At 41.9% G+C, this 24,103-nt stretch carries 27 protein-coding genes; 22 read left to right on the top strand and 5 right to left on the bottom strand.

What is annotated here, in order from left to right; translation table 11 throughout:
• Window positions 1-89 precede the first annotated feature (89 nt).
• The 3 genes from ACFPA1_RS11040 (at window position 90) to kapD (ending at window position 1,626) form a co-directional block, all read left to right on the top strand.
• Complete coding sequence (locus ACFPA1_RS11040) at window positions 90-335, top strand: hypothetical protein (RefSeq protein ID WP_241114017.1); 246 nt, start codon at window positions 90-92, stop codon at window positions 333-335.
• Between the two features lie 116 nt (window positions 336-451).
• Window positions 452-832, top strand: coding sequence for a hotdog fold thioesterase (locus ACFPA1_RS11035; RefSeq protein ID WP_213144358.1), 381 nt, complete (start codon window positions 452-454; stop codon window positions 830-832).
• 170 nt (window positions 833-1,002) lie between these two features.
• Window positions 1,003-1,626 carry a 3'-5' exonuclease KapD gene (gene kapD / locus ACFPA1_RS11030; RefSeq protein ID WP_213144505.1) on the top strand — a complete coding sequence of 208 codons (624 nt, stop codon included), beginning with the start codon at window positions 1,003-1,005 and terminating at the stop codon, window positions 1,624-1,626.
• A gap of 36 nt (window positions 1,627-1,662) precedes the next feature.
• Here kapD and ACFPA1_RS11025 read toward each other — a convergent pair whose 3' ends face one another.
• Complete coding sequence (locus tag ACFPA1_RS11025; protein ID WP_213144359.1) at window positions 1,663-2,043, bottom strand: kinase-associated lipoprotein B; 381 nt, start codon at window positions 2,041-2,043, stop codon at window positions 1,663-1,665.
• A gap of 129 nt (window positions 2,044-2,172) precedes the next feature.
• On the opposite strand from ACFPA1_RS11025, the gene ACFPA1_RS11020 reads away from it, so the two are divergent.
• The 7 genes from ACFPA1_RS11020 to ACFPA1_RS10990 all read left to right on the top strand — a co-directional run bounded on the left by ACFPA1_RS11020 (window position 2,173) and on the right by ACFPA1_RS10990 (window position 7,783).
• Entirely contained in the window at window positions 2,173-2,913 is a 741-nt protein-coding gene (locus tag ACFPA1_RS11020; RefSeq protein WP_213144360.1) for a peptidylprolyl isomerase, read from the top strand.
• Between the two features lie 79 nt (window positions 2,914-2,992).
• Window positions 2,993-3,202 carry a hypothetical protein gene (locus ACFPA1_RS11015; RefSeq protein WP_213144361.1) on the top strand — a complete coding sequence of 70 codons (210 nt, stop codon included), beginning with the start codon at window positions 2,993-2,995 and terminating at the stop codon, window positions 3,200-3,202.
• A 98-nt stretch (window positions 3,203-3,300) separates the two neighbouring features.
• Window positions 3,301-3,855, top strand: a complete 555-nt coding sequence (locus ACFPA1_RS11010; RefSeq protein WP_213144362.1) for a superoxide dismutase family protein — start codon at window positions 3,301-3,303, stop codon at window positions 3,853-3,855.
• Window positions 3,856-4,016: 161 nt separating this feature from the next.
• Window positions 4,017-4,355, top strand: a complete 339-nt coding sequence (locus ACFPA1_RS11005; protein ID WP_213144363.1) for a hypothetical protein — start codon at window positions 4,017-4,019, stop codon at window positions 4,353-4,355.
• A 214-nt stretch (window positions 4,356-4,569) separates the two neighbouring features.
• Window positions 4,570-5,772 carry an alanyl-tRNA editing protein gene (locus ACFPA1_RS11000; protein WP_378583427.1) on the top strand — a complete coding sequence of 401 codons (1,203 nt, stop codon included), beginning with the start codon at window positions 4,570-4,572 and terminating at the stop codon, window positions 5,770-5,772.
• A gap of 147 nt (window positions 5,773-5,919) precedes the next feature.
• The gene (gene gndA, locus ACFPA1_RS10995) at window positions 5,920-7,332 is read left to right on the top strand and encodes an NADP-dependent phosphogluconate dehydrogenase (protein WP_213144365.1); all 1,413 of its coding nucleotides are present in this window, start codon (window positions 5,920-5,922) and stop codon (window positions 7,330-7,332) included.
• A gap of 73 nt (window positions 7,333-7,405) precedes the next feature.
• Complete coding sequence (locus ACFPA1_RS10990) at window positions 7,406-7,783, top strand: PH domain-containing protein (protein WP_213117877.1); 378 nt, start codon at window positions 7,406-7,408, stop codon at window positions 7,781-7,783.
• A gap of 46 nt (window positions 7,784-7,829) precedes the next feature.
• Here ACFPA1_RS10990 and ACFPA1_RS10985 read toward each other — a convergent pair whose 3' ends face one another.
• The gene (locus ACFPA1_RS10985; protein ID WP_378582793.1) at window positions 7,830-8,996 is read right to left on the bottom strand and encodes a MalY/PatB family protein; all 1,167 of its coding nucleotides are present in this window, start codon (window positions 8,994-8,996) and stop codon (window positions 7,830-7,832) included.
• A gap of 92 nt (window positions 8,997-9,088) precedes the next feature.
• On the opposite strand from ACFPA1_RS10985, the gene ACFPA1_RS10980 reads away from it, so the two are divergent.
• Window positions 9,089-9,352, top strand: coding sequence for a DUF1871 family protein (locus tag ACFPA1_RS10980; protein ID WP_213144367.1), 264 nt, complete (start codon window positions 9,089-9,091; stop codon window positions 9,350-9,352).
• Window positions 9,353-9,493: 141 nt separating this feature from the next.
• On the opposite strand, the gene ACFPA1_RS10975 is transcribed toward ACFPA1_RS10980, so the two are convergent.
• The gene (locus ACFPA1_RS10975) at window positions 9,494-9,715 is read right to left on the bottom strand and encodes a helix-turn-helix domain-containing protein (protein ID WP_213144368.1); all 222 of its coding nucleotides are present in this window, start codon (window positions 9,713-9,715) and stop codon (window positions 9,494-9,496) included.
• A 229-nt stretch (window positions 9,716-9,944) separates the two neighbouring features.
• Here ACFPA1_RS10975 and yugI point away from each other — a divergent pair, with 229 nt between their 5' ends.
• The 10 genes from yugI (at window position 9,945) to ACFPA1_RS10925 (ending at window position 21,484) form a co-directional block, all read left to right on the top strand.
• Window positions 9,945-10,343 (top strand): S1 domain-containing post-transcriptional regulator GSP13, encoded by a 399-nt coding sequence (yugI, locus tag ACFPA1_RS10970; RefSeq protein ID WP_213144369.1) that lies wholly within the window; start codon window positions 9,945-9,947, stop codon window positions 10,341-10,343.
• 181 nt (window positions 10,344-10,524) lie between these two features.
• Window positions 10,525-11,724: an ornithine--oxo-acid transaminase gene (locus ACFPA1_RS10965; RefSeq protein WP_378582790.1), complete on the top strand. Its 1,200-nt coding sequence runs from the start codon at window positions 10,525-10,527 to the stop codon at window positions 11,722-11,724.
• 79 nt (window positions 11,725-11,803) lie between these two features.
• On the top strand, window positions 11,804-13,075 hold the full coding sequence (locus tag ACFPA1_RS10960; RefSeq protein WP_213144506.1) for a Glu/Leu/Phe/Val family dehydrogenase: 1,272 nt from the start codon (window positions 11,804-11,806) through the stop codon (window positions 13,073-13,075).
• 124 nt (window positions 13,076-13,199) lie between these two features.
• Window positions 13,200-14,363, top strand: coding sequence for an iron-containing alcohol dehydrogenase (locus ACFPA1_RS10955; protein WP_378582787.1), 1,164 nt, complete (start codon window positions 13,200-13,202; stop codon window positions 14,361-14,363).
• Window positions 14,364-15,008: 645 nt separating this feature from the next.
• A complete protein-coding gene (locus ACFPA1_RS10950; RefSeq protein WP_378582784.1) occupies window positions 15,009-16,358 on the top strand; it encodes a glucose-6-phosphate isomerase in 1,350 nt (449 codons plus the stop codon).
• A gap of 211 nt (window positions 16,359-16,569) precedes the next feature.
• Window positions 16,570-16,977, top strand: a complete 408-nt coding sequence (locus ACFPA1_RS10945; RefSeq protein WP_213144373.1) for a YugN-like family protein — start codon at window positions 16,570-16,572, stop codon at window positions 16,975-16,977.
• A 185-nt stretch (window positions 16,978-17,162) separates the two neighbouring features.
• Entirely contained in the window at window positions 17,163-17,327 is a 165-nt protein-coding gene (locus ACFPA1_RS10940; RefSeq protein ID WP_241114154.1) for an aspartyl-phosphate phosphatase Spo0E family protein, read from the top strand.
• Between the two features lie 731 nt (window positions 17,328-18,058).
• Window positions 18,059-19,732: a DUF6044 family protein gene (locus ACFPA1_RS10935; RefSeq protein ID WP_378582781.1), complete on the top strand. Its 1,674-nt coding sequence runs from the start codon at window positions 18,059-18,061 to the stop codon at window positions 19,730-19,732.
• 18 nt (window positions 19,733-19,750) lie between these two features.
• Window positions 19,751-20,770 (top strand): glycosyltransferase, encoded by a 1,020-nt coding sequence (locus ACFPA1_RS10930; protein WP_378582778.1) that lies wholly within the window; start codon window positions 19,751-19,753, stop codon window positions 20,768-20,770.
• A gap of 90 nt (window positions 20,771-20,860) precedes the next feature.
• On the top strand, window positions 20,861-21,484 hold the full coding sequence (locus ACFPA1_RS10925) for a LysE family transporter (protein WP_378582775.1): 624 nt from the start codon (window positions 20,861-20,863) through the stop codon (window positions 21,482-21,484).
• Window positions 21,485-21,527: 43 nt separating this feature from the next.
• On the opposite strand, the gene ACFPA1_RS10920 is transcribed toward ACFPA1_RS10925, so the two are convergent.
• Together ACFPA1_RS10920 and ACFPA1_RS10915 are read right to left on the bottom strand one after the other, a co-directional pair.
• Window positions 21,528-22,892: an amino acid permease gene (locus ACFPA1_RS10920; protein ID WP_378582772.1), complete on the bottom strand. Its 1,365-nt coding sequence runs from the start codon at window positions 22,890-22,892 to the stop codon at window positions 21,528-21,530.
• Window positions 22,893-22,926: 34 nt separating this feature from the next.
• On the bottom strand, window positions 22,927-23,088 hold the full coding sequence (locus tag ACFPA1_RS10915; protein WP_213144378.1) for a hypothetical protein: 162 nt from the start codon (window positions 23,086-23,088) through the stop codon (window positions 22,927-22,929).
• Between the two features lie 230 nt (window positions 23,089-23,318).
• On the opposite strand from ACFPA1_RS10915, the gene ACFPA1_RS10910 reads away from it, so the two are divergent.
• On the top strand, window positions 23,319-24,086 hold the full coding sequence (locus ACFPA1_RS10910; RefSeq protein ID WP_378582769.1) for a TraR/DksA C4-type zinc finger protein: 768 nt from the start codon (window positions 23,319-23,321) through the stop codon (window positions 24,084-24,086).
• Window positions 24,087-24,103: the final 17 nt, after the last annotated feature.

Raw genomic sequence — 24,103 nt, 5'->3', positions numbered from 1 at the left:
CCATAGACTAAGCCCGCCCACTCCAAACCAGTTATCCTTGCATATGAAATAGTATAGGCAAGTATAAAGGAAAAGGAGGAAAGGCCTTTATGTACCCATATTATCGAAGTCCATACCCGGTCCAGGATCAAAGGTTTATTGGAGGATGGGGATGGGGCTTGCCGTTGGCTATTGGCGGGCTTAGTTTTTTAGGAGGTTTGATTGGCGGTGGATTAGGGGCTTCTTGGGCTGTTAGACCGCCGTTCTATGGTGGTTTTGGATACCCTGGCATTGGCTATCCGGGCATTGGATACCCTGGCATTGGCTACCCTGGTTTTGGTGCACCTTATTATTAATATTTGAAAAAACAGCTCTGTGCGGGCTGTTTTTTCTTTTAAAAAAATATAAAGGAAATTGTTCAAAAAACGAGAATAGGTTAATGTGGACCAAATACATATCGGAGGGAAAATACATGATAGAAAATACATTATTACAAGCACTTGGAATTGAAGTCACCCACCTTGAAAAGGGAAAAGTTATTGCTACTATGCCGGTTGATGAACGCACTCGCCAGCCATTTGGAATTTTGCACGGCGGGGCATCGGTTGCTTTGGCGGAAACAGTGGCAAGTGTCGGTGCCTATGAGTTAGTTGACCAGGAGACTGAGGTTGTCGCTGGACTTGAAATTAATGCTAATCATGTCCGCTCCAAACATGAGGGAGTGGTTACGGCTGTCGGAACTGTCCTGCACCAAGGGAGAACGACACAGGTTTGGGATATTAAACTTACCGATGAACAGGACCGCCTCATTTGTGTATCAAGATGCACGATGGCCGTCATTAAAAAGAAATAGCCATAAGTGGGGATGGGAGATATTTTCCGTCCTTTTTTACTATATTGTACAAAAATTTAAAAAATTTACTTCAAATTCATGCTATAATGTAAGAAATGAGCACAATTTTTTGTACAGGTATCGCTATATAATGTAATAAGACGACTTAAATGGAAAGGTGGGTGAAAGTGATGAAGGCAGCGCGGCAGCATTTGTTTATTGATTTTGAATTTACAATGCCTGAACGGAATGTTCGAGTGAAGGACTTTTTTGCGGAAATTATTGAGGTTGGAATTGTTGCGGTAGTGGACGATCATATTACGGAGCAGTTTTCCTCTTTTGTTACACCGCTTAAATTTCCAAGATTAACCGAACGCTGCAAGTCCTTCTTACATATTACGCAGCAGCAAGTGGACACGGGGTTATCCTTTTTTGAGTTTATCCGAAAGCTCGAGGAGTTTAATAAAAATAAATTGGATACCACCATTGTTACATGGGGAAATATGGATATGAAGGTACTTCGCCAGAATTGTTTAGCGGCAGGCGTTGTGTTTCCATTCCATGCTGCAGAATTAGATTTATCGATGGAGTATAAACGATTCTTCGGTGACCAAAATCAAACCGGTCTTTGGAAAGCGGTCCAGGAATATGGGAAGGAAGGTACAGGCAGGCACCATCGAGCCCTGGATGATGCGTTGACTACCTATAATATATTCAAGTTGGTAGAAAAGGATAAACGTTATTTAGAGAAGCCAAAACCAACGACCATTGGTGATCGAATTGATTTTTCAAAGTTCTTAAATGAATTTGCATAAAAGGCCAAATCACTTTAATGGATTTGGCCTTTACTATTACTTAAAATAATCCTTTTCAAGGGAATCCAACATGTTCAGGCTCATTTCGGCCCATTTGGTTTGCATCTCCTCCAGTTCGTTTCTCATTTTTCCACATGCTTCCTTCAGTGATGATAAATATTCAGGTACGTCCCCTTCGAATGGTTTGACCATTTGTTTCGGAATATTCGCCTGTTCCCGATGTGCCAGTGCCCGTCTTTCATGAAAAATCATAACATCAGCATCCTTAGGATTATGTAAATCCCCTTGCATAGGGTGCTTGGCAACCGCCAAAACCCTAACCAAATAGGCTTGTGGTCTTACATCCGTGATTTCCCCGATATACTTTCCAGTCTTATAAATCCCCGTTACAATCGTTCCTAATTCTAATTCCGACACAATAAAACACTCCTAACTCTAAAATTCATTCTTTTGCTTCTTCCATTTTATTACGAAAAATAATAAATTAAAAACATGATGCAAAAAATTATAATCTCGTTTAAAGCGAGAGAATGGAGGGAAGCTAGTATGAGAAGGAATCTACATATCTTTATTTCTTTTATAATCATGGTTGTTCTATTGGCCGCATGTGGGACGAGCAGTAAGCCGGAAGAAAGTAAATCGGACACTGCCGCGACAAAAACTGAACAGAAGAAAGGAGAGCAGCAAGTGGGAAATACAGTTTATCCACAGCTTACAACAGAAGTAGCTGATAATGAACGGCTCGTGGAAATGGAAACTTCAATGGGGAATATCAAAATCAAATTATTTCCGGAGCAGGCTCCAAAAGCAGTCGAAAATTTTGTAAAACATAGCGAGGCTGGTTATTATGACGGCCTGATTTTTCACAGAGTCATTAAGGACTTCATGATTCAAGGCGGAGACCCGAACGGGAATGGGACAGGCGGCCAAAGTATTTGGGGTAAGCCGTTTGAGGATGAGTTCTCGAAAAACCTGTTTAACTTGCGCGGGGCGTTGTCAATGGCAAACGCAGGTGTCAATACGAATGGAAGCCAGTTTTTTATCGTTCAAAGCACTAAGCTTGATCCATCGATGAAGTCGCAAATGGAAAAGGCCGGTTATCCGAAAGAAATAATCGAGGCATATGCAGAGAATGGCGGGACTCCATGGCTAGACTTTAAGCACACTGTTTTTGGCCAAGTGGTCGAGGGAATGGATATCGTTGACAAAATTTCCGATTCAAAGGTTGATGCAAAGGACAAGCCTGAAACAGATGTTGTGATTAAGCATATCAAGGTCCTAAAATAGGAGAATAAAAAATTGGTCTGAAACATCATTTATTGTATAATTAAGCTTTAAACAGGTCTCTGTAGAAAGGGAGATTAATATGTTTCAGCCATTTATTCTATCCTTGTTTTTATACTTCCCGGAAGATAAATCAGAATATATCCCAGCTGTCATCAGCTTTGCGATTTTCTTTGTGGCAGCCATACTTACGTTTCGCTTTATCATAAAAATTTCAAAGCGGGAAGCGCTGAAGGCAAAAGAATTAGAGAAACAGCTTGAACAAAATAGCACTTCACAAAAGAACAGCTAAAATAGGCTGTTCTTTTTCTTTTTGGCACAGCGGGAATAGGACAATATTCGATTGTTCATACTAATCGCAAATTGTCTATTGTGGGGGGATCCATAAATATGAAAAAACTTTGCCTGTTCATTCCGCTCCTGTTTCTGTCGGGATGTATGGAAAAGACGATTACAAAGGTGAATGTGGAAATGTATAATGCTTCAGGAGATTCGCTTGGAACGCTTGAATTGGCTGAGCAGTCAAGCGGGGTGAAATTGACTGGAAGCCTAAAGGGCCTGACGCCGGGTGTACATGCTATTCATATCCATGAAAAAGGCACATGCAAAGCACCTGATTTTAAATCGGCAGGGAACCATTTTAACCCGGAAAGCAAAGAACATGGCCTCCTTCATCCCAAAGGTGCCCATGCCGGCGATTTGCCGAATTTAATTGTTGAGGATGACGGATCTGCGAAAGTAGACCTGATGGCCCCGAATGCGACGCTAAAGGATGGGAAGAAATCCTTGTTCACAAAGGAAGGTACCTCCATTGTCGTAACCCAGAAAAAAGATGATGGTATGACGCAGCCGGCAGGCAATTCCGGAAAAAGAGTGGCCTGCGGGGAGGTTTCCAATAATAAACAGAAACCGGGCCAAAAGAAAGCTCAGGATGAAAAACGATAACAATGGTTGTAATGTCCATTTCTCCTAAAACTAAAAAGATGCAAATCGGGGCTGTCATCATCCAATGAAGGAAGCCCTTTTTTCAAAGAATAGGTATCTATCTACGCTTATCCCACTAGTTGTACATACACTACCATGAAATAGTTTAGGAGGGATAAAGGATGAGCAAAAGACAAATGGGCGGATTTCCAGGTCAGTTTGGACCAATGGGGTCTCCGCAAATGACAGGATTTCCACAAATGGGCGGTTTTCCACAGCAAGGATTCCCACAAATGGGCGGCTATCCACAAATGGGCGGTTTTCCACAGCAATACCCGCATATGATGGGCGGTTACCATGGCTATCCGCAAATGGGCGGTTACCATGGCTATCCACAAATGGGCGGTGTTCCACAGCAAGGATTCCCACAAATGGGCGGTGTTCCACAGCAAGGATTCCCGCAAATGGGCGGTTTTCCACAGATGACCACTCCTACTGGCCCAAGAAAAGAAAAAAAATAATCCCTCAATGAAATTAATACGACTTTAATCAATTCTACCTGTTCCTTTCGAGGGAGCAGGTTTTTCTCTGGCTAATAGGAAAGTATAAATTCAACTACGCCTCATGAACCGTCCTATCGGATTCGCCAATCGGCGAGTTTTCATTTAACTTGATTAATTGATTATTTTTTTCCACAATGGGTATAGTGAAATACTTCGGAGGCGAGCATTTATGATGGAAAATAAATTGTACTATACTGACTCGTACATAAAATCCTTTACAGCGGAAGTTGTAAAGCAGGAACAGGATTCTTCAGGCAATTGGTTCGTTGTGTTATCGCAGACTTCCTTTTACCCGACCGGCGGCGGGCAGCCATTTGATAAAGGCTTGATAGAAGGAGTCAAAGTGGTTAATGTGGAGGAAGTCGATGGTGAAATTCGCCATTACCTTGAGATCCCATTACCCTTGGAGAAAAAAGAGGTATGCGGGGAACTTGATTGGGAGCGGCGGTTTGACCATATGCAGCAGCATGCCGGCCAACATATATTGTCCGCGGCGTTTGAGCATTTATTTGAGTATAAAACTGTTGGTTTTCACCTAGGTAATGAAACCGTCACGATTGACTTGGATACTGAACAATTAACCGTTATAGAAGCAGAAAAAGCCGAGGAATTGGCCAATCAAATTATTTTAGAAAATAGACCGATTGAAACAAAATGGGTGACCGAGAAGGAATTATCTCAATACCCTTTACGAAAAGAGACGAAGGTTAAGGAAGATATCCGCCTCGTTATCATTCCGGATTTTGATTATAACGGCTGCGGCGGGACGCATCCGAAAGGAACAGGTGAGGTAAGGGCAATTAAGATTTTAGATTGGGAAAGACAGAAGAAAAAGGTCCGCCTTCAATTTGTCTGTGGTGAACGTGTCCTGAAGCAGTTTTCTCAGAAACAAAAGGTGTTGTTGAGCTTAACAAACCTTCTTAATACACCAGAACCAGAGATGGAACAAGCAGCCATTCGGCTACTGGAAGGCAGGAAAGCAATGGAGAAGGAACTGGAGCAGCAGCAAGAGCTCCTACTAAAATATGAAGCGCAAGAGCTTCTGGGCAAGTCATCATCCGCTGGTGTTATTGGTGAAGTATTCCAAAACCGTTCGATTCAGGAACTGCAAAAGCTGGCAAGGCTTGTGACTGGCGAAAATGATGCAGTCGTGGTTGTGCTGGCAGCAGAAAATGAAGACCGGCTCCAGCTAGTATGTGCTAGAGGGGCGTCCCGAACCGAAAAGATGAATAAGTTGATTCAAAGCGGACTGGAAATCATTAACGGCAAAGGCGGGGGCAATGACTCCTTCGCCCAAGGCGGCGGTGCCCCTCAAGTTTCAAGCGAAGTGCTTTTGCAGCATATACTAGATTCGCTAAAAGTGGCTTCCACATAAATTTAAAAAATTGGATGAACATCCCTTCTCAGTGAATACTAAAATTGAATTTTCTAAATTAGTGTATTAGAGTTGTTTGAAATATTTTTTCGTTTATAATAAAAAATGGTGAAATATTTTTTAAACATCTTGAAGGGATGATTTAGATTGGCTAAACAACAAGTGGGCATTGTAGGAGTCGGAGTGATGGGGAGAAGTTTGGCATTGAATTTTGAAAGCAAGGGTTTCTCCGTGTCTATCTACGACCTATCAGCCGAGAAAGTAAACGAAATATTAGAGCAGCATAAAGATAAAAATATTACCGGAACCACAAACATCGGGGAATTTATCCAATCGCTGGAAACACCTCGGAAGATTTTGTTGATGGTGAATGCCGGTGTGATTACGGATAAGGCAATTGAATCACTCGTTCCACATTTGGAGCAAGGAGATATCCTTATTGATGGTGGGAACAGCTACTATCAGGATACGATTCGCAGGAATGCGGCGCTTGCGGACAAAGGGATTCTTTTCATTGGTGCCGGAGTTTCTGGAGGAGAAGAAGGGGCATTAACGGGTCCTTCCATCATGCCGAGCGGCCAAAAAGAAGCATACGAGCACGTAGGGCCGCTGCTTACAGCAATTTCTGCACAGGTAGATGGTGAGCCATGCTGTACATACATAGGACCAGATGGAGCGGGACACTTTGTCAAAATGGTACACAATGGCATCGAGTATGGGGATATCCAGCTTATTTGTGAAACTTACCATCTTATGAAATCAATGCTGGGCTTGTCCGCAAAAGAACTTCATGAAGTTTTTCATGAATGGAACCAAGGAGAGCTAGACAGCTATCTTATCGAAATTACTGCGGATATTTTTACAAAAATCGACCCTGACACCGGCAAGCCCTTAGTTGACGTCATTCTTGATACGGCCGGACAAAAGGGAACGGGGAAATGGACCAGTCAATGTGCGCTTGAATTAGGTGTGCCACTATCCACGATTACTGAATCGGTCTTTGCGCGGTTTATCTCAGCAATGAAGGATGAACGTATGAAAGCCAGTAAAATTTTAAGTGGGCCGCGCGACAATAAGTTTATTGGAAACAAGCAGGATTTTATTGAGCATATCAGAAAAACTTTATATTTTAGTAAAATCATTTCCTATGCACAAGGGTTCAGTCAATATCAATCTGCCTCCAAGGAGTATAAATGGGACCTGAAGCCAGGTGAAATTGCAAAGATTTTCCGGGGAGGCTGCATTATTCGAGCGGCATTTCTGCAAAATATCATGGATGCTTATGACCGCGATCCGCATTTGGAAAATTTATTGTTGGATTCTTATTTTCAGTCGGTTACCGCTGATTATCAAGAGTCTGCTAGGGAAGTGGTGGCAACTGCCGTAAAGATAGGAATTCCAGTTCCAGGGTTGTCAAGTGCCGTTGCCTACTATGATAGCTACCGTTCAGCAGTATTGCCTGCCAACCTGCTGCAGGCGCAAAGGGATTATTTTGGAGCCCACACCTATCAGCGAGTCGATAAGGAAGGAACCTTCCATACCGAATGGCTGGAAATCTAGAAAAACTCACAGTATCTCTGTGAGTTTTCTTGTATACTTAAATAAGATAAGTTGGAAGAATGGGGGATTATTGATGGGATTTTTGGATGGCTTAATGGGTAATGCTTCGGAAGTAAATGTTGCAGAAATTCAAAGGGAATTTGCAAAGGTGCTGGCGCCGAATGAACAAATTGAGAAGGCGTATAAGCTGATTCGCGACTTGTTCCTCTTTACAAACAAGCGCTTGATTTTAGTGGACAAGCAAGGTTTAACAGGAAAGAAAGTCGAGTATCATTCGATTCCTTATAAGAGTATTACTCATTTTAGCATTGAAACGGCCGGGAATTTTGATTTGGATGCAGAGTTAAAAATTTGGGTTTCCGGCAGCGCCCTGCCCTTGCAAAAACAATTTAACAAAAATTTAAATATCTATGAACTGCAAAGCGTACTGGCTGAATATGTACTAAAATAAATAAATCCTGACCCCTGCTGATTTACGTGTGGGGCCAGGATTTCTTTTATTTATCAAATGCTATTTTCAGCCGCTTCAATCCTTCGATTAAATCATCCATTGGGCAGGCGATGTTCATGCGGACGAAGCCTTCCCCGCCTGGTCCGTATTTTGGGCCGGGCTCGAGCGCCAGTTTTCCTTTTTGGAGGAGGCGCTGCCGAAGTTCCTTATCGCTAAGTCCAAGCTTTCGGCAATCCAGCCAAAGCAGATAGGTTCCTTCCGAGTCGATGCAAGTAATTTCAGGCAGATGCTCCTTAAGAAAGGAAATTGCGAAATCTTTATTACTCTGAAGATAATCAAGCAAATCCTCGAGCCAAGCCTCGCCTTCAAGATAGGCAGCTTCCATCCCGGTAATGCCAAAAGTATTCAGTGAAAAGGACCCCTGCCGCCTCATCGTTTCCTGGAATTGAGTACGCAAGGTCTTATTTTTGATTACAACAGCGGAAGCGTGCAGACCGGCAAGATTGAAAGTTTTGCTAGGGGCAATAAAAGTAATCACCTTTTCAGCTATTTCCTCATTCAGTGACGCAATCGGTATATGCTTATGCTTTTTATAGACGAGATCGGAATGTATTTCATCAGAAAGAATCAGGCAGTTATACTTTAAACAGAGGTCTGCCATTTTCTCCAGCTCTTCCTTGGTCCAAACTCTTCCTCCAGGGTTATGCGGACTGCACAGCAAAAAGAGCTTGCAGCCTTGCTTTAAAGCATTTTCAAAAGCGGTAAAGTCAATCCTGTACCTATCTTCATCAAGAATAAGCGGAGCATTGATAATCTTTCGGTTGTTTTTTTCTATCATATCGAAAAAAGGTGTATACACTGGTGATTGGAGCAGTACCTGATCGCCCTCTTCGGTAAACGTTTGGATAGCCGTGCTGATTGCCTGTACTACGCCGCCGCAATACAGAAGCCAATTCGGCTCAATACTCCACTGATGTCTTTTGAAAAGCCATTCTGCTATCGCTTTAGATGTGGAGGGAGGTACAAATGTATAGCCGAAAATACCGTGCTCCACCCGCTCCTTTATTGCCGTGATGACAGCCTGTGGCGGCTTGAAATCCATATCTGCAACCCACATCGGCCACAGGTCCTCTTCTCCAAAAAGCTGCTTTGTTGCCTCCCATTTAACTGAGGAGGTATTCCTCCGGTTAATTCTTTCATTAAATATTGACATCTTTGTCCCACCACCCGAAATATTTTTATAGTACCTATCTCTTATGATAAAATATTTTAAGCAAAATGGAAAAGTAATAGGAGATTTTTACGATGAGAAAAGAGATTCAAACAAATTTGAAGATCGTTGATTTATTGAATGAATGGAACCCATTTCAGTTGACAAACGCCAGTTATGAAACAGAGATTGCGGATGTGATTCAGGCTGTCCATGAATTAGATGAGCCTGCCAAGCTGGCAAGGAGAATTCAAGATATTTATGAATTTTCTTTTGAGAGAATCATTCCGTTGGAGAACTGCTTGAAAATGGCGGAAGAACTTTTAACCATTAAATCCAATGATTCATGTTCGCTCTAACAAAAAAAAGCGGACCAACTGTTAGGCGGTCCGCTCAAAAAGGGGGGAATACTAGAAAGCTTATGTTATCATAATTTCCACATTTTCCCCTTTATATACTAAATAAAATAAAAAAAGCGGAAATTTTTCCGCTTTTTTTCGTCATTCATTAACATATGGTTCTTTATGGTTTTTTAAAAGCTCTGCAGCCGGAATATCGAGAACAGTAGATAGTTTTAAAATCGTTTGAGAGCTTGGCATTTGTTCCCCTGACTCATAATTCTCAATCGTTTGAGTCCCTACTCTAACCTTTTGTGCAAGTTCCTCCTGGGTCATGTGGCGTCTTTCACGGGCCTCTTTAATAATATGACCGATTGAATTCATACTGTTCACCCCTATTTTTGGATAGTTTGCTGTCTATTATTATATCATGGTAACAATTCTTTTTTTTAATCTCATTGCAAAATAATGTTACGATATTCTGACAATTTGAAAATATTGAAGAATTTGTTTATTTTTTGGAAAATAGTTTTTGATTATGACTAACTGATGTGATATAATTTTATAATGCGTATAAGAGGGATATATAATTTATTTACTTAGGAGTGTTTTCATGTCAGGAAAAATTGAAACCGGTAGTATTATAACAGGTAAAGTAACAGGTATTCAACCATATGGAGCATTTGTTGCTTTGGACGGAAATACACAGGGTCTTGTTCATATTTCTGAAATCACGCACGGATATGTGAAGGATATAAACGACCATTTAAAAGTAGGCGACGAAATAAAGGTTAAAGTTTTGTCGGTGGATGAAGGGGCTGGGAAAATTGGCCTTTCCATCAAAGCTACAGAAGAAGCACCAGTTCAACAAGCGGCACGCCCTAAAAAGCCACGTAAGCGCCAGGCTGCAGCCATTATCCAAGAAGGCGATGGACAGCAAGGATTCAACACATTAAAAGAAAAGCTTCAGGAATGGATTGACCAATCTCAACGAGAAGAAATTAAAAAATAGTATTTTTAAAGCCTAGACTCAGCATATAACGGGTCTAGGCTTTATTTTTTCTGTTAACCGTCGCAATTGATTCTGTTAAAGAAGAATATAAAAATTTTTGTGAACAAATTCATTCTTTTATCGTGCTGGGCTACAATAAAGATGTATGTAACTAAATTGCCTGAAAACGGAGGATTCATAAATGCCTGCAAATATAAATTCGCAAGAAATTATTGAAAAAACCGAGAAGTATGGCGCTCATAATTATCATCCCCTGCCAATCGTGATTCATAAGGCCGAAGGAGTTTGGGTGGAAGACCCGGAAGGCAATAAATATATGGATATGCTAAGCGCCTATTCAGCGGTCAATCAAGGCCACCGCCACCCCAAAATTATTCAAGCGTTAAAGGAACAGGCGGATCGGGTAACGCTGACTTCCCGTGCTTTCCATAACGATCAGCTAGGACCTTGGTACGAAAAAATTTGTAAAATGACAAACAAAGAAATGGCTCTCCCGATGAATACCGGTGCTGAAGCAGTGGAAACTGCTGTAAAAGCAGCAAGGCGCTGGGGCTATGATGTCAAAAAGATTCCTGATAACCAAGCTGAAATCATCGGCTGCGTCGGAAACTTCCATGGCAGAACGATGCTGGCAGTATCTTTGTCTTCTGACGACGAATACAAACGTGGTTTTGGCCCGATGCTTCCGGGGATTAAACTAGTTCCATACGGCGATATTGAGGCTTTAAAGTCGGCAATTACACCTAACACTGCGGCTTTCTTAATTGAACCAATTCAAGGTGAAGCGGGAATTATCATTCCCCCTGAAGGATATATCAAGGCAGCATATGACCTTTGTAAGGAAAATAATGTTCTGTTCATTGCCGACGAAATTCAAGCAGGCCTGGCACGGACAGGAAAGATGTTCGCCTGTGAATGGGAAGGCATTGAACCGGATATGTATATCCTCGGAAAAGCACTTGGCGGGGGCGTATTCCCAATCTCCTGCGTTGTGGCCAATAACGATATTTTAGGAGTCTTCAATCCGGGCTCACACGGGTCCACTTTTGGCGGAAATCCGATGGCATGCGCAGTATCAATCGCAGCACTCGACGTTCTTCAAGAAGAAAAACTTGCGGAAAGGTCATTGGAATTGGGAAAATATTTCGTTAAGAAACTAAGGGAAATCCAGAATCCAAAAATAAAAGAAATTCGCGGGCGAGGCCTGTTTATTGGTATGGAACTCTCTGAACCTGCTAGAAAATATTGCGAGCAATTAAAAGATGAGGGTCTTTTGTGTAAAGAAACCCATGACAACGTCATTCGCTATGCTCCACCGCTGGTCATTACAAAAGAAGAACTCGACTGGGCAATTGAACGAATTCAAAAGATATTAGGATAACGACTTTCATGCATGAAGGCAGCGGGGCCTTAGCCCTGCTAAACGTATGGGGATTTTTTGATATAGTAGGGGTGCAATGATGGGGAATACGGTTGGAGATGGAAAGGAAAAAGAGACATTAAGCCTGCTTACATCTACACAAATGGTCTTTCGCGAAGTATTAGATAAGCTTGGGTTTAAACCGGTGATGTTTGATTTGCTGTCTGAGCCAATGAAGTCGCTCATTGTGAGAATTCCAGTGAGGATGGATGATGGATCGACACAAATTTTTACAGGCTTCCGGGCCCAGCATAATGATGCCCTTGGGCCAACAATCGGGGGAATCCGATTTCATCCCCGCGTTTGTGAAGATGATATAAAGGCATTGGCAATTTGGATGAGTTTAAAATGCGGGATTGCCGGCCTCCCTTTCGGAGGAGGAAAAGGGGGAGTCCTTTGTAATCCAAGAACCATGTCAATGGGAGAACTTGAACGGTTAAGCCGCGGTTATGTACGGGCAATCAGCCAAATTGTCGGGCCGACAAAAGATATTCCGGCCCCGGATATTTACACGAATGCCCAGATTATGGCATGGATGCTTGATGAATATAGCAAGCTTAAACAGTATGGTTCAGCTGCATTCATTACTGGTAAGCCGCTCGTACTCGGGGGTTCAGAAGGCCGTGATATAGCCGGAGCATTGGGGGCAGCAATCTGCATTGAAGAAGCAGCCGAAAAACAGGGGTTAAGACTTAAGGGAGCCCGGGTCATCATTCAAGGGTTCGGCAATGCTGGAGGCTTTATTGCCAAGTTTCTGCATGAGGCAGGAGCAGATATTATCGGAATTTCGGATGTATATGGTGCCCTATATGAACCGGACGGCTTAAATATAGAGTACCTTCTTAAACGGCGTGACAGCTTTGGCACGATATCAACTCTTTTTGACGGTGCCATTACAAATGAAGAACTACTGGAGCAGGACTGTGATATATTGATACCTGCTGCTGTCTCCAATCAAATTACGGCAGAAAATGCACATGCCATAAAAGCAAGGATTGTGGCTGAAGTGGCAAACGGGCCAACGACCATTAAAGCAACCAGAATCCTTACTGAGCGTGGCATTTTTCTGGTGCCAGATGTTTTAACTGGGGCCGGGGGTGTAATTGTATCTTATTTTGAATGGGTTCAAAATAAACAAGGATACTATTGGGGCAGAGAGGAAATCCTGGATAAACTGCGAGAAAGAATTGTCCAATCTTTTACCACGGTCTATAACTTGTCGCAAAGTCGAAATATTAATATGCGTTTGGCTGCCTATATGACGGGAATCCAAAAAATGGCCGAGGCATCTATTTATAGAGGATGGGTTTAAATGAAGAAAGGAATGCCCGCCTGCAGGCGGGTATTCCTTTGTCTCCAGGGATATGTTGGGCGCCAACTTTGCAAAAAAACTTAATATCCTTAATAATAAAGAATGGAAGGGAGTGTTCAAAAAAATGGATAATTTTATTTTTCAAAATCCAACCAAATTAATTTTTGGGAAAGATCAGCTTCAACAACTAAAAGTAGAAGTTCCGCGCTATGGAAAAAAGGTCCTGCTAGTTTATGGGGGCGGAAGCATCAAGCGTACTGGTCTCTATGACAAGGTCGTGACAATTCTAAATGAAATTGGGGCAGAGGTATTTGAACTTCCTGGAGTAGAACCCAACCCACGTATTACAACGGCCCGAAAAGGGGTAGAAATCTGCAAAACAGAAGGAATAGACTTCATTTTGGCCGTAGGCGGCGGAAGTGTAATTGATTGTAGCAAATTAATTGCTGCCGGAGCGAAATATGACGGCGATGCCTGGGATATAGTCATTAAAAAGGCATTTGCTAAGGAAGCGCTTCCGTTCGGCACCGTGCTGACACTGGCCGCAACCGGTTCGGAAATGAATGCGGGTTCCGTCATCACAAATTGGGAAACAAATGAAAAATACGGCTGGGGAAGTGCAGTAACATTTCCGAAATTCTCTATTCTTGATCCAGTTCATACTTATTCCGTTCCAAAAAATCAAACCATATATGGGATTGTCGACATGATGTCCCACGTTCTTGAACATTATTTCCATCTTACTGAGGAAACGGATTTTCAGGATCGCATGTGCGAATCTCTGTTGATTACAGTTATGGAAACAGCACCAAAATTGCTGGAAGACCTTGAGAATTATGATCACCGGGCAACCATTCTTTATTGCGGCACCATGGCTTTAAACGGTATTTTAAATATGGGCTACCGCGGCGATTGGGCAACCCATAATTTAGAGCACGCAGTGTCGGCAGTTTATGACATTCCGCACGGCGGCGGCCTTGCGATTCTTTTCCCGCATTGGATGGAGCACAATCTTAAAGTCAAGCCTGAGCGTTTCAAGCAGCTTGCCGAACGGGTTCTTGGCGTTAATTGTGAAGGGAAAAGCGCTGAGGAAGCAGGCCTTGAAGGTATTCGTAACCTGCGGGAGTACTGGAACAGTATCGGTGCCCCTGCTCGTTTAGCTGATTATGACATCGATGAAAGCAAGCTTGACCTGATGGCAGACCGTGCGATGGCCAACGGGGAATTTGGCAGCTTTACAAAATTGAATAGAGAAGATTGCTTGGCGATTTATCGTGCAGCATTATAAAACAAGAGGCTCAGGCATATTGCTAACAGGATTACTTGTGAGGTGCAAAATGGTAAATCACAAACCTAATCACATAGCAAATCGCATAATTTTCCCAACAGAAATCACAGTATATTGCACAGTCCATAAGGCTTTGAGATAAAAATATCTCTAAGCCTTTTTTCAAATATTCATTATCTGACTAAAGCAACCGTAAGTTGTATAAGTTTACTAGACACTAAATAGAGTTTGATAAATAAGCGGAGAAATTTCCCTTAATAAGTAAATAAGATTAAGAATAACTTAAATAGGCGGAGAAATTTCCCCTATTAACTCAAAAAACTTCAGTATTGGGGATTTTGCTTTGTTTAAGCGGAAAACCTTCCCTTATTTACGCCGGAATGAGCCCCATTCTACATTTAGCGGAAAAATCTTCGCTTATTTATTTTACTATCACTAGTTACTCAATTAAGGATAAGACTTCTTATGTTTTAAAAAAATTTTGTTTCGGACAAAACGAAATGAAAATGGCAAAAGACGAAAAATGTCCAATTTTGTAAAAAAATCATCAAAATTGGGTACGCTTACAACAGGGGGCTTTTCTTGCTAATCCACCCCTTATTCGATAAAGTGATTTATGAAATATAAAATAATGGAGGATCATGCATGACACATGTTCGTTTTGATTACTCAAAAGCTCTCTCCTTCTTTGGAGAACATGAACTTACATACTTAAGGGATGCTGTTAAAGTTGCCCACCATTCCCTGCATGAAAAAACCGGAGCTGGCAGTGACTTTTTAGGGTGGATTGACCTGCCAACTAACTATGACAAAGAGGAATTTGCCCGGATCCAAAAGGCAGTTGAAAAAATCAAGACAGATTCCGATGTTCTGCTTGTTATCGGGATTGGCGGCTCTTATTTAGGAGCAAGAGCTGCAGTTGAAATGCTTCAGCACAGCTTTTACAATGCCCTGCCAAAAGACAAGCGGAAGACCCCGCAAATTATTTTTACGGGCAATAATATCAGCTCTTCTTATATACGGGATATTATGGACCTTCTAGAAAATAAGGATTTCTCGATTAACGTGATCTCCAAATCCGGAACAACTACAGAACCGGCGATTGCTTTCCGTATTTTCCGTAAACTACTCGAAGAAAAATACGGTGTTGATGAAGCCCGCAAGCGAATTTATGCAACAACCGATAAAGCGAGAGGAGCTTTGAAAACACTTTCGAATGAAGAAGGCTATGAAACCTTTGTCATTCCTGATGATGTCGGTGGCCGCTATTCCGTGTTAACAGCTGTCGGCTTGCTGCCAATCGCTGCGAGCGGAGCGGATATTGTGAAAATGATGGATGGGGCTGCGAAAGCTCAAGAGGACTATAGCCATTCAGAGCTCGAGGACAACCAGGCTTATCAATATGCTGCCGTCAGAAACGCTCTCTATAATAAAGGTAAAACCATTGAAATGCTGATAAATTATGAGCCAGGGCTGCAATATTTTTCAGAATGGTGGAAGCAGCTGTTCGGAGAAAGTGAAGGAAAAGACCAAAAGGGCATCTATCCTTCATCGGCTAATTTTTCAACGGATCTTCATTCACTTGGTCAATATGTGCAGGAAGGGCGCCGTGAACTATTTGAAACCATCATCAAGGTAGAAAATCCACGTCACGAGCTGACTATTGAGAAATTTGATAACGACCTTGATGGACTTAATTATTTAGCAGGTCAGACTGTGGATTTCGTTAATAATAAGGCATTTGAAGGAACAATGCTTGCCCATACCGATGGAGGCGTTCCGAATTTAATTGTATCGATTCCGGCAATGGATGAGTATACATTTGGCTATCTTGTCTATTTCTTTGAAAAGGCATGTGCCATGAGCGGTTACCTGCTTGGCGTCAACCCATTTGATCAGCCTGGTGTGGAAGCCTATAAAGTGAATATGTTCGCTCTTTTAGGCAAGCCTGGTTTTGAGGAGAAAAAGGCGGAACTGGAAAAGCGTTTGAAATAATGATAATTAGGAGTGCTGATTTAATCTTCAGCACTCTTTTTTAGCTAATAAGGACTAATAAAATTTTTCCAAATTTTATTAGCCCTTAACGCATAAATTCAACTACGCCTCTGTCTTCGTCCTATCGGACTTGCCAATCGGCGAGTTTTCATTTACTGAAATTTCTTCAAACGGGAATACTAACCTTAATGTTTAAAAGGGGTGATATGTTATGAAGGAATTGCCGTCTAAAGTTGAAGGAAAACAATTTGATTTGTATAAGCTTGAGCAAAAGTTAAAACCAATCGGCTATTCTATTGGCGGTAATTGGGACTATGACCATGGTTCCTTTGATTACAAAATAGATGATCAAGAAGGCTATCAGTTTTTAAGGCTGCCTTTTACAGCGATTGATGGCAGCCTCGACAAAAATGGCTGCACGGTCGAACTTGGCAGACCGTTTCTGCTTGCTCATCAATATGAAGCAGGGGTTGATGTGCAAGGAACTTCCGGCAACTTTTCCGGTTCCTTTAATCAGTTCCAAGAGCCAACCGACAAAGATGCCAGTCTTTCAGATCATGCCTTGAACGCAGGGCAATCACTTGTAGCGGAACTGGAATCCGTATTGTTAACAGATTAGGCTTTTTGCTTAATGGGAGAGGAGGAGGTGAAGGACTGCCTCTCTCCTTAACACCAAGAATTCATGTTCACAAAATCTTCACAAAATGAACTATTCTTTTGGAATTAAGGTACTTGTATATATCTAGGAAAACTTGTAAATTATGTTTAATACTATTGTTATATTATGAAATTGAGGGTTGGAGCATGATGATGAGCGAGAATTCTTTGTTATCCATTATTGAAAAAACGAGGCAGGAAATGATTGAATTAGCTCAACTTTATGGGTACTCCAATCCTAATGTAGTCCAATGCAGTCAGCTGCTGGACCAACTTTTAAATACATATGACAGGAATACTGTAAAACATTAATACATGAAAAAGCCTTCCATTTGACGGAAGGCTCTGGCTATCGGAAAACCTTCGATAGCCTTTTTTATTCTTTTTCTTTAATGATTCACCGTTGCTTTAATTAGGACCTTCAACTCACAATAAATAATTGGTGAATTTGCTAAGAAAAAGAGTCTAGGTAAAGTAAAAATGAATTTTTTTCTATTGATCTATTTATCCTCCGGCAACCCACCTTTTCGTTTTCCTTTTGAAAAAGTTTGACCTTTTTAGTGAGCATTTAGTCAATGAAGGATAATAACAAAGATTAAATAATGCTAGTCAATGGGTTTCATGACTGCAACTTGCCTATCTGCATAAAGGAAGTAACCTACTTATTGAGTAGAAAAGTGTGTTGCAATATATTTGTTGATTTGCCTCCCTGTTGATTGGAGCGTAGGGCATCGACTCCTGCGGGATATAGAGGTCACTGGAGACCCCGCAGACGCCATAGCGCCGAGGAGGCTCCAGGACCTCTCCGCGGAAAGCGAATGCCCGGAGCGGAAATCAACAGGCCCAGTAGCAGGGACAAAAAATAGATATTGATGTTTAGATTCTGAGAAGTAAAAATTGCCGAAAAAAAATACTCTTACCAGACAATCTAATCCTTCCAATTGACGGAAGGCTTTTTTTATGGAATAATTTCCAGCCAAATTGCAAAGTTTAAAAGAGAAATTGAACAAATTACAACCATATTTTTTGAGGTGCAAAAAGTGATGATGGAAACAAAAAAAGAGCGAAGATATATCATCTTTGCCTTGCTTGTTTTAGCAGTCTATCTTTCTCCGTTATTTATCCTTCAGGAAAATGCTCATATTCGGGTTCACGATAATTTGGACTCTAACATCGCCTGGTATAAGGTCTTGGCAAGGAGCGGCGAAATGTTCGGCGGTGTTGAAGGGGCAGTTCCGCAAATTATTAATGGGCTCCTTTCAAGGAATGCCTTTGGAACGGAGTACAGTGTTATTGTTTGGCTTCATTCTTTGCTGCCAACGATGACGGCCTATGCGTTGAGTCAGGCATTAACGAGAGTTACTGCATTTTTAGGGATGTATTTGCTGTTAAAAAATCATTTTCTTCCTGATGGGCGCTGGCTTTCATTAAACATTGCCACGGCCCTGGCCTTTGCCCTGACGCCGTTTTGGCCATCTGGGATGTTGAGTACATTAGGGATGCCGCTTGCTCTGTGGGCGTTTTTAAATATCCGCAGCGGTAAAGGTTCTTTAAAGGATTATGCGGTGTTAACCTTCCTGCCTTTTTACGCCAGCATCGTTTTGGGTTTTTTCTTTTTTTTAAGTGCGATGGGAGTTTTTTGGCTGGTAGATTGTCTTCGTAAAAAGGACTGGAACCTTCGCTTCTTGTTTGCGATTGTTTATATGACATTTGTGTTTGCAGTCGTTGAGTATCGTTTAGTCTATTCTTTTTTATTTAAAGGCGAACCGAACAGCCGCGACGAATATTTTCATGCGCATCTGCCTTTATGGCGAGCTGTCCGGCTTACCTTTAAAAATTATCTACTTGGACACACCCATGTAATGACCGTTCATACTTTAATCATCCTGCCGGCTACCTTTATCGCTTTTTATTTTATTGTATCGAAAAAGCTGTGGAGGCAGGAAAGAATCTTTGTTTTATTATTTGCCCTAAATTTCTTCTTATCATTATGGTATGCGTTCTGGTTTTATGAAGGCTGGCTGCCTTTGACGAAAAAATTCCACTTTATGGATACCTTTAATTTTGCCCGTTATCATTTTTTACGGCCGATGGTGATCTATGCGAGCTTTGCGTTAGCCCTTAAAATCATCACCATGCAGGGAATCAACTGGGCGAAAACAGCCCAGAGTTTGGCGATAATGCAGCTTCTGGTGCTGGGACTTTTCAATGATGAAATCATTTACCGCGACAAACCGACAGTGAAACAGTTTTATGCCGAGGATTTATTCGCGGAAATTAAAGATTATATTGCCCTGCCCCAGGAGGAGTATCGGGTCGCAAGTATTGGCATCCATCCTGCAATCGCCCAGTTTAATGGTTTTTACACACTTGATACATACAATAATTTTTATCCATTAAGCTACAAACATCAATTTAGGAAAATAATTGAAAAGGAATTGGCTAAAAATAAAACCATTCAAAAGTATTTCGACCAATGGGGCGGGCGCTGCTATATTTATACAGCACAGCTTGGAAAGAGATATATGATAAAAAAAGATTCCAAGCGCCATCTAAAAAACTTGGAATTAAACACAGCTGTTTTTAAGGAAATGGGCGGGCGTTATATTTTTTCAGCTATCCCGATCGATAATGCTGCTAAAAATCAGCTGACACTTGAAAAAGTGTTTGTCACCAAAACGTCTGCCTGGAAAATTTACTTGTATAAGACATTTTAACATCGGGGGTATTAGCAGATGATGGAACCAATCCTTACTATTGTTGTACCGTGCTATAACGAGGAGGAGGTTTTGCCGGAAACGATGGTGAAGCTTCAGCAGCAACTTGAGGAGCTGATTGCCGATTCGCTTGTTTCAAAGCAAAGCAAGCTTTTGTTTGTAGATGACGGAAGTAAGGATCGAACATGGGAACTGATTTATAAAGAGGGGCTGCGAAATAAGTATGTCCGCGGCTTAAAATTGGCCCGCAATGTCGGTCACCAAAACGCACTTGTGGCTGGGCTCCATGCGGCCAAAGATTATTCTGATTGCGTCATTTCGATTGATGCGGACCTTCAAGATGACATTCGGGCCATCCGCGAATTTGTTATGAAATTTAATGAAGGCAGCGAGATCGTCTACGGTGTACGAAAAGGACGGGAAACGGACACCTTTTTTAAGCGAAGCACGGCCCAAGGCTTTTATAAAATGATGAGAAAATTAGGTGTTGACCTTGTGTATAACCATGCTGATTTCAGGCTGATGAGTAAACGGGCCCTACATGAACTGGAGCGTTTTAAAGAGGTGAATTTATTCCTGAGAGGAATCGTACCGCTTCTCGGGTTTCGCACGGATGTGGTGTATTATGACAGGCTCGAAAGACAGGCAGGAGAGACTAAATATCCGTTAAAAAAAATGCTGGCATTTGCCTTTGATGGGATTACCTCCTTTTCTGTTTCGCCGATCCGTTTTGTGCTGGTAATTGGCTTTGTTTCTTTTCTGATGAGTTTATTCTTTGGCGGCTATTTCTTGGCGCTAAAATTTTTAGGCAATACCGAAACAGGCTGGACCTCGATGATTACCTCCATCTGGTTAATCGGTGGACTGCAGTTGATTTCAATTGGCCTAATAGGGGAATATATCGGAAAAATATATAAGGAAACAAAGCAGCGGCCTAAATACATTGTTGATATCGATACGTTAAATCTGCCGATTCCCCGGCGTCATTTACTGAACACTACAAATGATGAAGAACTATATCCTGTAAACCTAAAATAAGAGGAGGGCCTGCCCTCTTCTTTTTTGTCGTACAACCTCCCTCCCATGAATACATATGGATAGACAGGCTTTTTGGGGGGAGAAGAGCAAATGAATGTATTTTTGAGTTATATTTTACTTGGGTTATCGCTGGCTGCTCCCATTGGTCCAATCAATGCAGCGCAAATTGACAGGGGAATCCGGAGTGGCTTTATGCACTCATGGCTGATTGGAGTAGGTGCGGTCGTTGCCGATGGCGTGTATATGCTTGTCGTTTACATAGGAGTTGTAAAGTTCCTCGATACTGAGTTTATGCAGACATTTCTTTGGCTGTTTGGCTTTTTTGTGCTCATTTATACGGGGGTTGAAACAATCCTCAATGCTGGGAAAATTCATTTGAAGCATTATCGGGGAAAGGAACCGCTGTTAAAATCATTTTTGACGGGGTTCTTTATGTCGATTTCAAATCCTTTAACCATCCTTTTTTGGCTAGGAATTTACGGCTCTGTTCTTGCGAAAACGGCCGCTTCTTATGATGCAGGGCGGCTTATATTGTACAGCAGCGCCATTTTTATTGGGCTGTTGATTTGGGACATCATGATGGCGAGTGTGGCCAGCAGCTTTCGAAATTTTTTAACCTCAAGGCTTCTCGTGATAATTTCGATACTTTCAGGTCTATCTTTAATAGCGTTCGGCATGTATTTTGGTTTTCAGGCGATAAGTATTTTATTTTAATCACTTTAGGGAAAAGGCGGCATTTAGCCGCCTTTTTGCCGGATTAAGCAGTTGGCCATGGTTTAAGGATGGTTTTCTTTTTGTTCTTCTCGCTTCTTTTCCATTTAACTCTCATGATTAAGGTAATCGCACCAATCACTCCCACAAACGCAATGCTGATGAAGAAACCAGGTCTGCTGGAAGCATGGAATAAGGTGCCGCTTACCGCAATTACAATCAACAGAATTCCAAGATAATATTTTATTTTATCATTAGCAGTTATCTTAAGAATTTTTCTTGGAGAAATAAGAATAAACATCCAATTATAAAGCAGCATCAATCCGGCAGCCGTCGTTATATATTCATAAATTCGATTTGGCATCAGTAAAGCTGACACGACAGATGCAGTAATGCCGATTATCGTAAGAATTAGTGTAGGCAGCGGAATCTTTAGCTTTCCTTCCTTTGCAAAGCTTGCCGGAGCATCCCCTTCTTTTGCAAGGGTAACTAAAACACTCGTAACTCCATAAAGTGAAGCAGCCATGGTAGAAAAGCCTGCAATTATTAAAGCGCCATTAAAGATATGCGGCACAAACGAAAGGTTGTAAGCATCCAATGCAATAACAAACGGGCTTTCCTTCGCGTTGAATTGCTGCCAATTGACCATGGTGACGGCAATCCCTATCGAAAGGGTATAGATGACCATCAGGGAAAAGAGCATAACCCTGCCGGCCTTTGGAGCTTCCTTAGGGTCTTTTAATTTAGTTGCCATTAAACCCAGAATTTCAATGCCGCCAAAGGCATAATAGGCAAAAATAACAGCAGACCACAGTCCTTTCATTCCGCCAGGAAAGAAATCCTTTTTGCTGTTAGGATACTGAATCGGACGGTCACCATCAATCACGCCAAATAAGGCCAACAGGGCAATAATAATAAACATTAAAATGGCTGCCACCTTTAAGACAGCAAGAACATTTTCCAGCTTATTTAAAATGCCTACACCAATTAAAATGATGGCCAATCCTAGGATGGCGTAAACGGCAGCAAATACCCAGAGGGGAATGTTTGGGAACCAGAATCGTGAAAAAATAGATAGTGCGGTCATTTGGCTTCCCATAATCAAAACTTCTGAACACCAATAAACCCAGCCGCTGCTAAACCCAGCCCATCTGCCGTAAGCCTTTTTGGCATAAGACCTAAAGCCGCCCTCGAGCGGCTCTTTGGCGGTCATTTTTGATAGGGCATCAAATACAAAATAGGTGCCAAGCGCAGCGATTAAATAGGCAATTAAAATGGACGGTCCCGCCATCCTAATTGCCAAGCTCGAGCCCAGGAAAAAACCTGTCCCAATTGTACAGCCAATCCCAAACAAGGAAAGCTGCCACCAGCGCAAAGTAGTTTCCTTTGCGCCAGACGTTGACTTACCCATATAATATCTCCTTTTATACTGGTCTTGGTCCCGGCTATACGTTGCGCCCAGTGGCACCTGGTGATTTGTCAGTAATGCTTTGGTTATTATAATCTTCATCATTTAGGCCAGGCATTTGTCTTCTATCCGACCCTAAATACTCTCCCTGGTGTTTTTCTTGCACCTTTTTAAACTTATCAAAGTTTTCATTTACCAAATTAATCCCTCTTTTCTAATGCTCAAATATATTTCTTAAGATATACTCCTGCCCGTTTCTTATTCAATCTTGAAAGGATGTTCGTTTGTTTTTTGATGGAATTAAATTTTTATTACATAAACCGCCGCGAAACAAATGAAACTAATGAGGAACTAGACTAAATTGGACACATCAGGCATGATATAGATTTTTTATGACAAACGCTTTTCTAATGAAAGGGGTAGATTTGGATGTTATCGACAGAAAAGCTGGCTGGTTTGCGCTTGCAATTATTAGAGGAAAAGAGTGAACTGGAGGCACATTTGGAGCAAAATGACCACTTGGGTTTGGAAAGAGGCCATGCTCATGAGTCAATGGGGGAATTATCCTCCTACGACAATCATCCGGCCGATGAGGCGACGGAGTTATATGAGCGGGAAAAAGATAATGCCTTACTGGAACACTATAAATTAGAGCTCTATAATGTTAATCAGGCTTTAGAGGCGATGGAAAATGGGACATACGGGAAATGTGCGGTATGCGGCAAAGAGATTCCACTAGAGCGTTTGGAAGCCTTGCCGAACACTACCTACTGCATTGAGCATAGCCCGGATCAGGTGACCTCTCATAAACGTCCTGTCGAAGAAGGTGTCCTTATGCCGCCATTTGGTAAATTTGATATGGATGAAAAGGACGAGAGCGTTGCCTTTGATGCAGAGGATTCCTGGCAGACAGTTGCCCAATGGGGAACGTCGGACACGCCATCCGACCTGGCCTTCCCGCAGGATGATTATCAGGACGTGTACGTTGAGGCAGATGAAAATATCGGCTATGTCGAGGACTATGAAAATTTTGTCGGCAATGATATGTATGGAAAAAATATCACCGTTTATCCTAATCCACAGCATGAAAAATATGAGGATTCACTTGATGAAGAAGGCATCATGACAAGCTTCGGGGATTTACCTGCTTATGAACATGACCCGTATGTGGACCGGGATGATAAGCAAAGGAACTGATTCAAAAAAAAGAAAAC

It is taken from the genome of Neobacillus sp. GCM10023253 (genome assembly GCF_042653105.1).
GTDB classification, from domain to species: domain Bacteria; phylum Bacillota; class Bacilli; order Bacillales; family Cytobacillaceae; genus Neobacillus; species Neobacillus citreus.
Note: the sequence above shows the minus strand (reverse complement) of the source record. Positions and strands in the feature narration are given on the sequence as shown.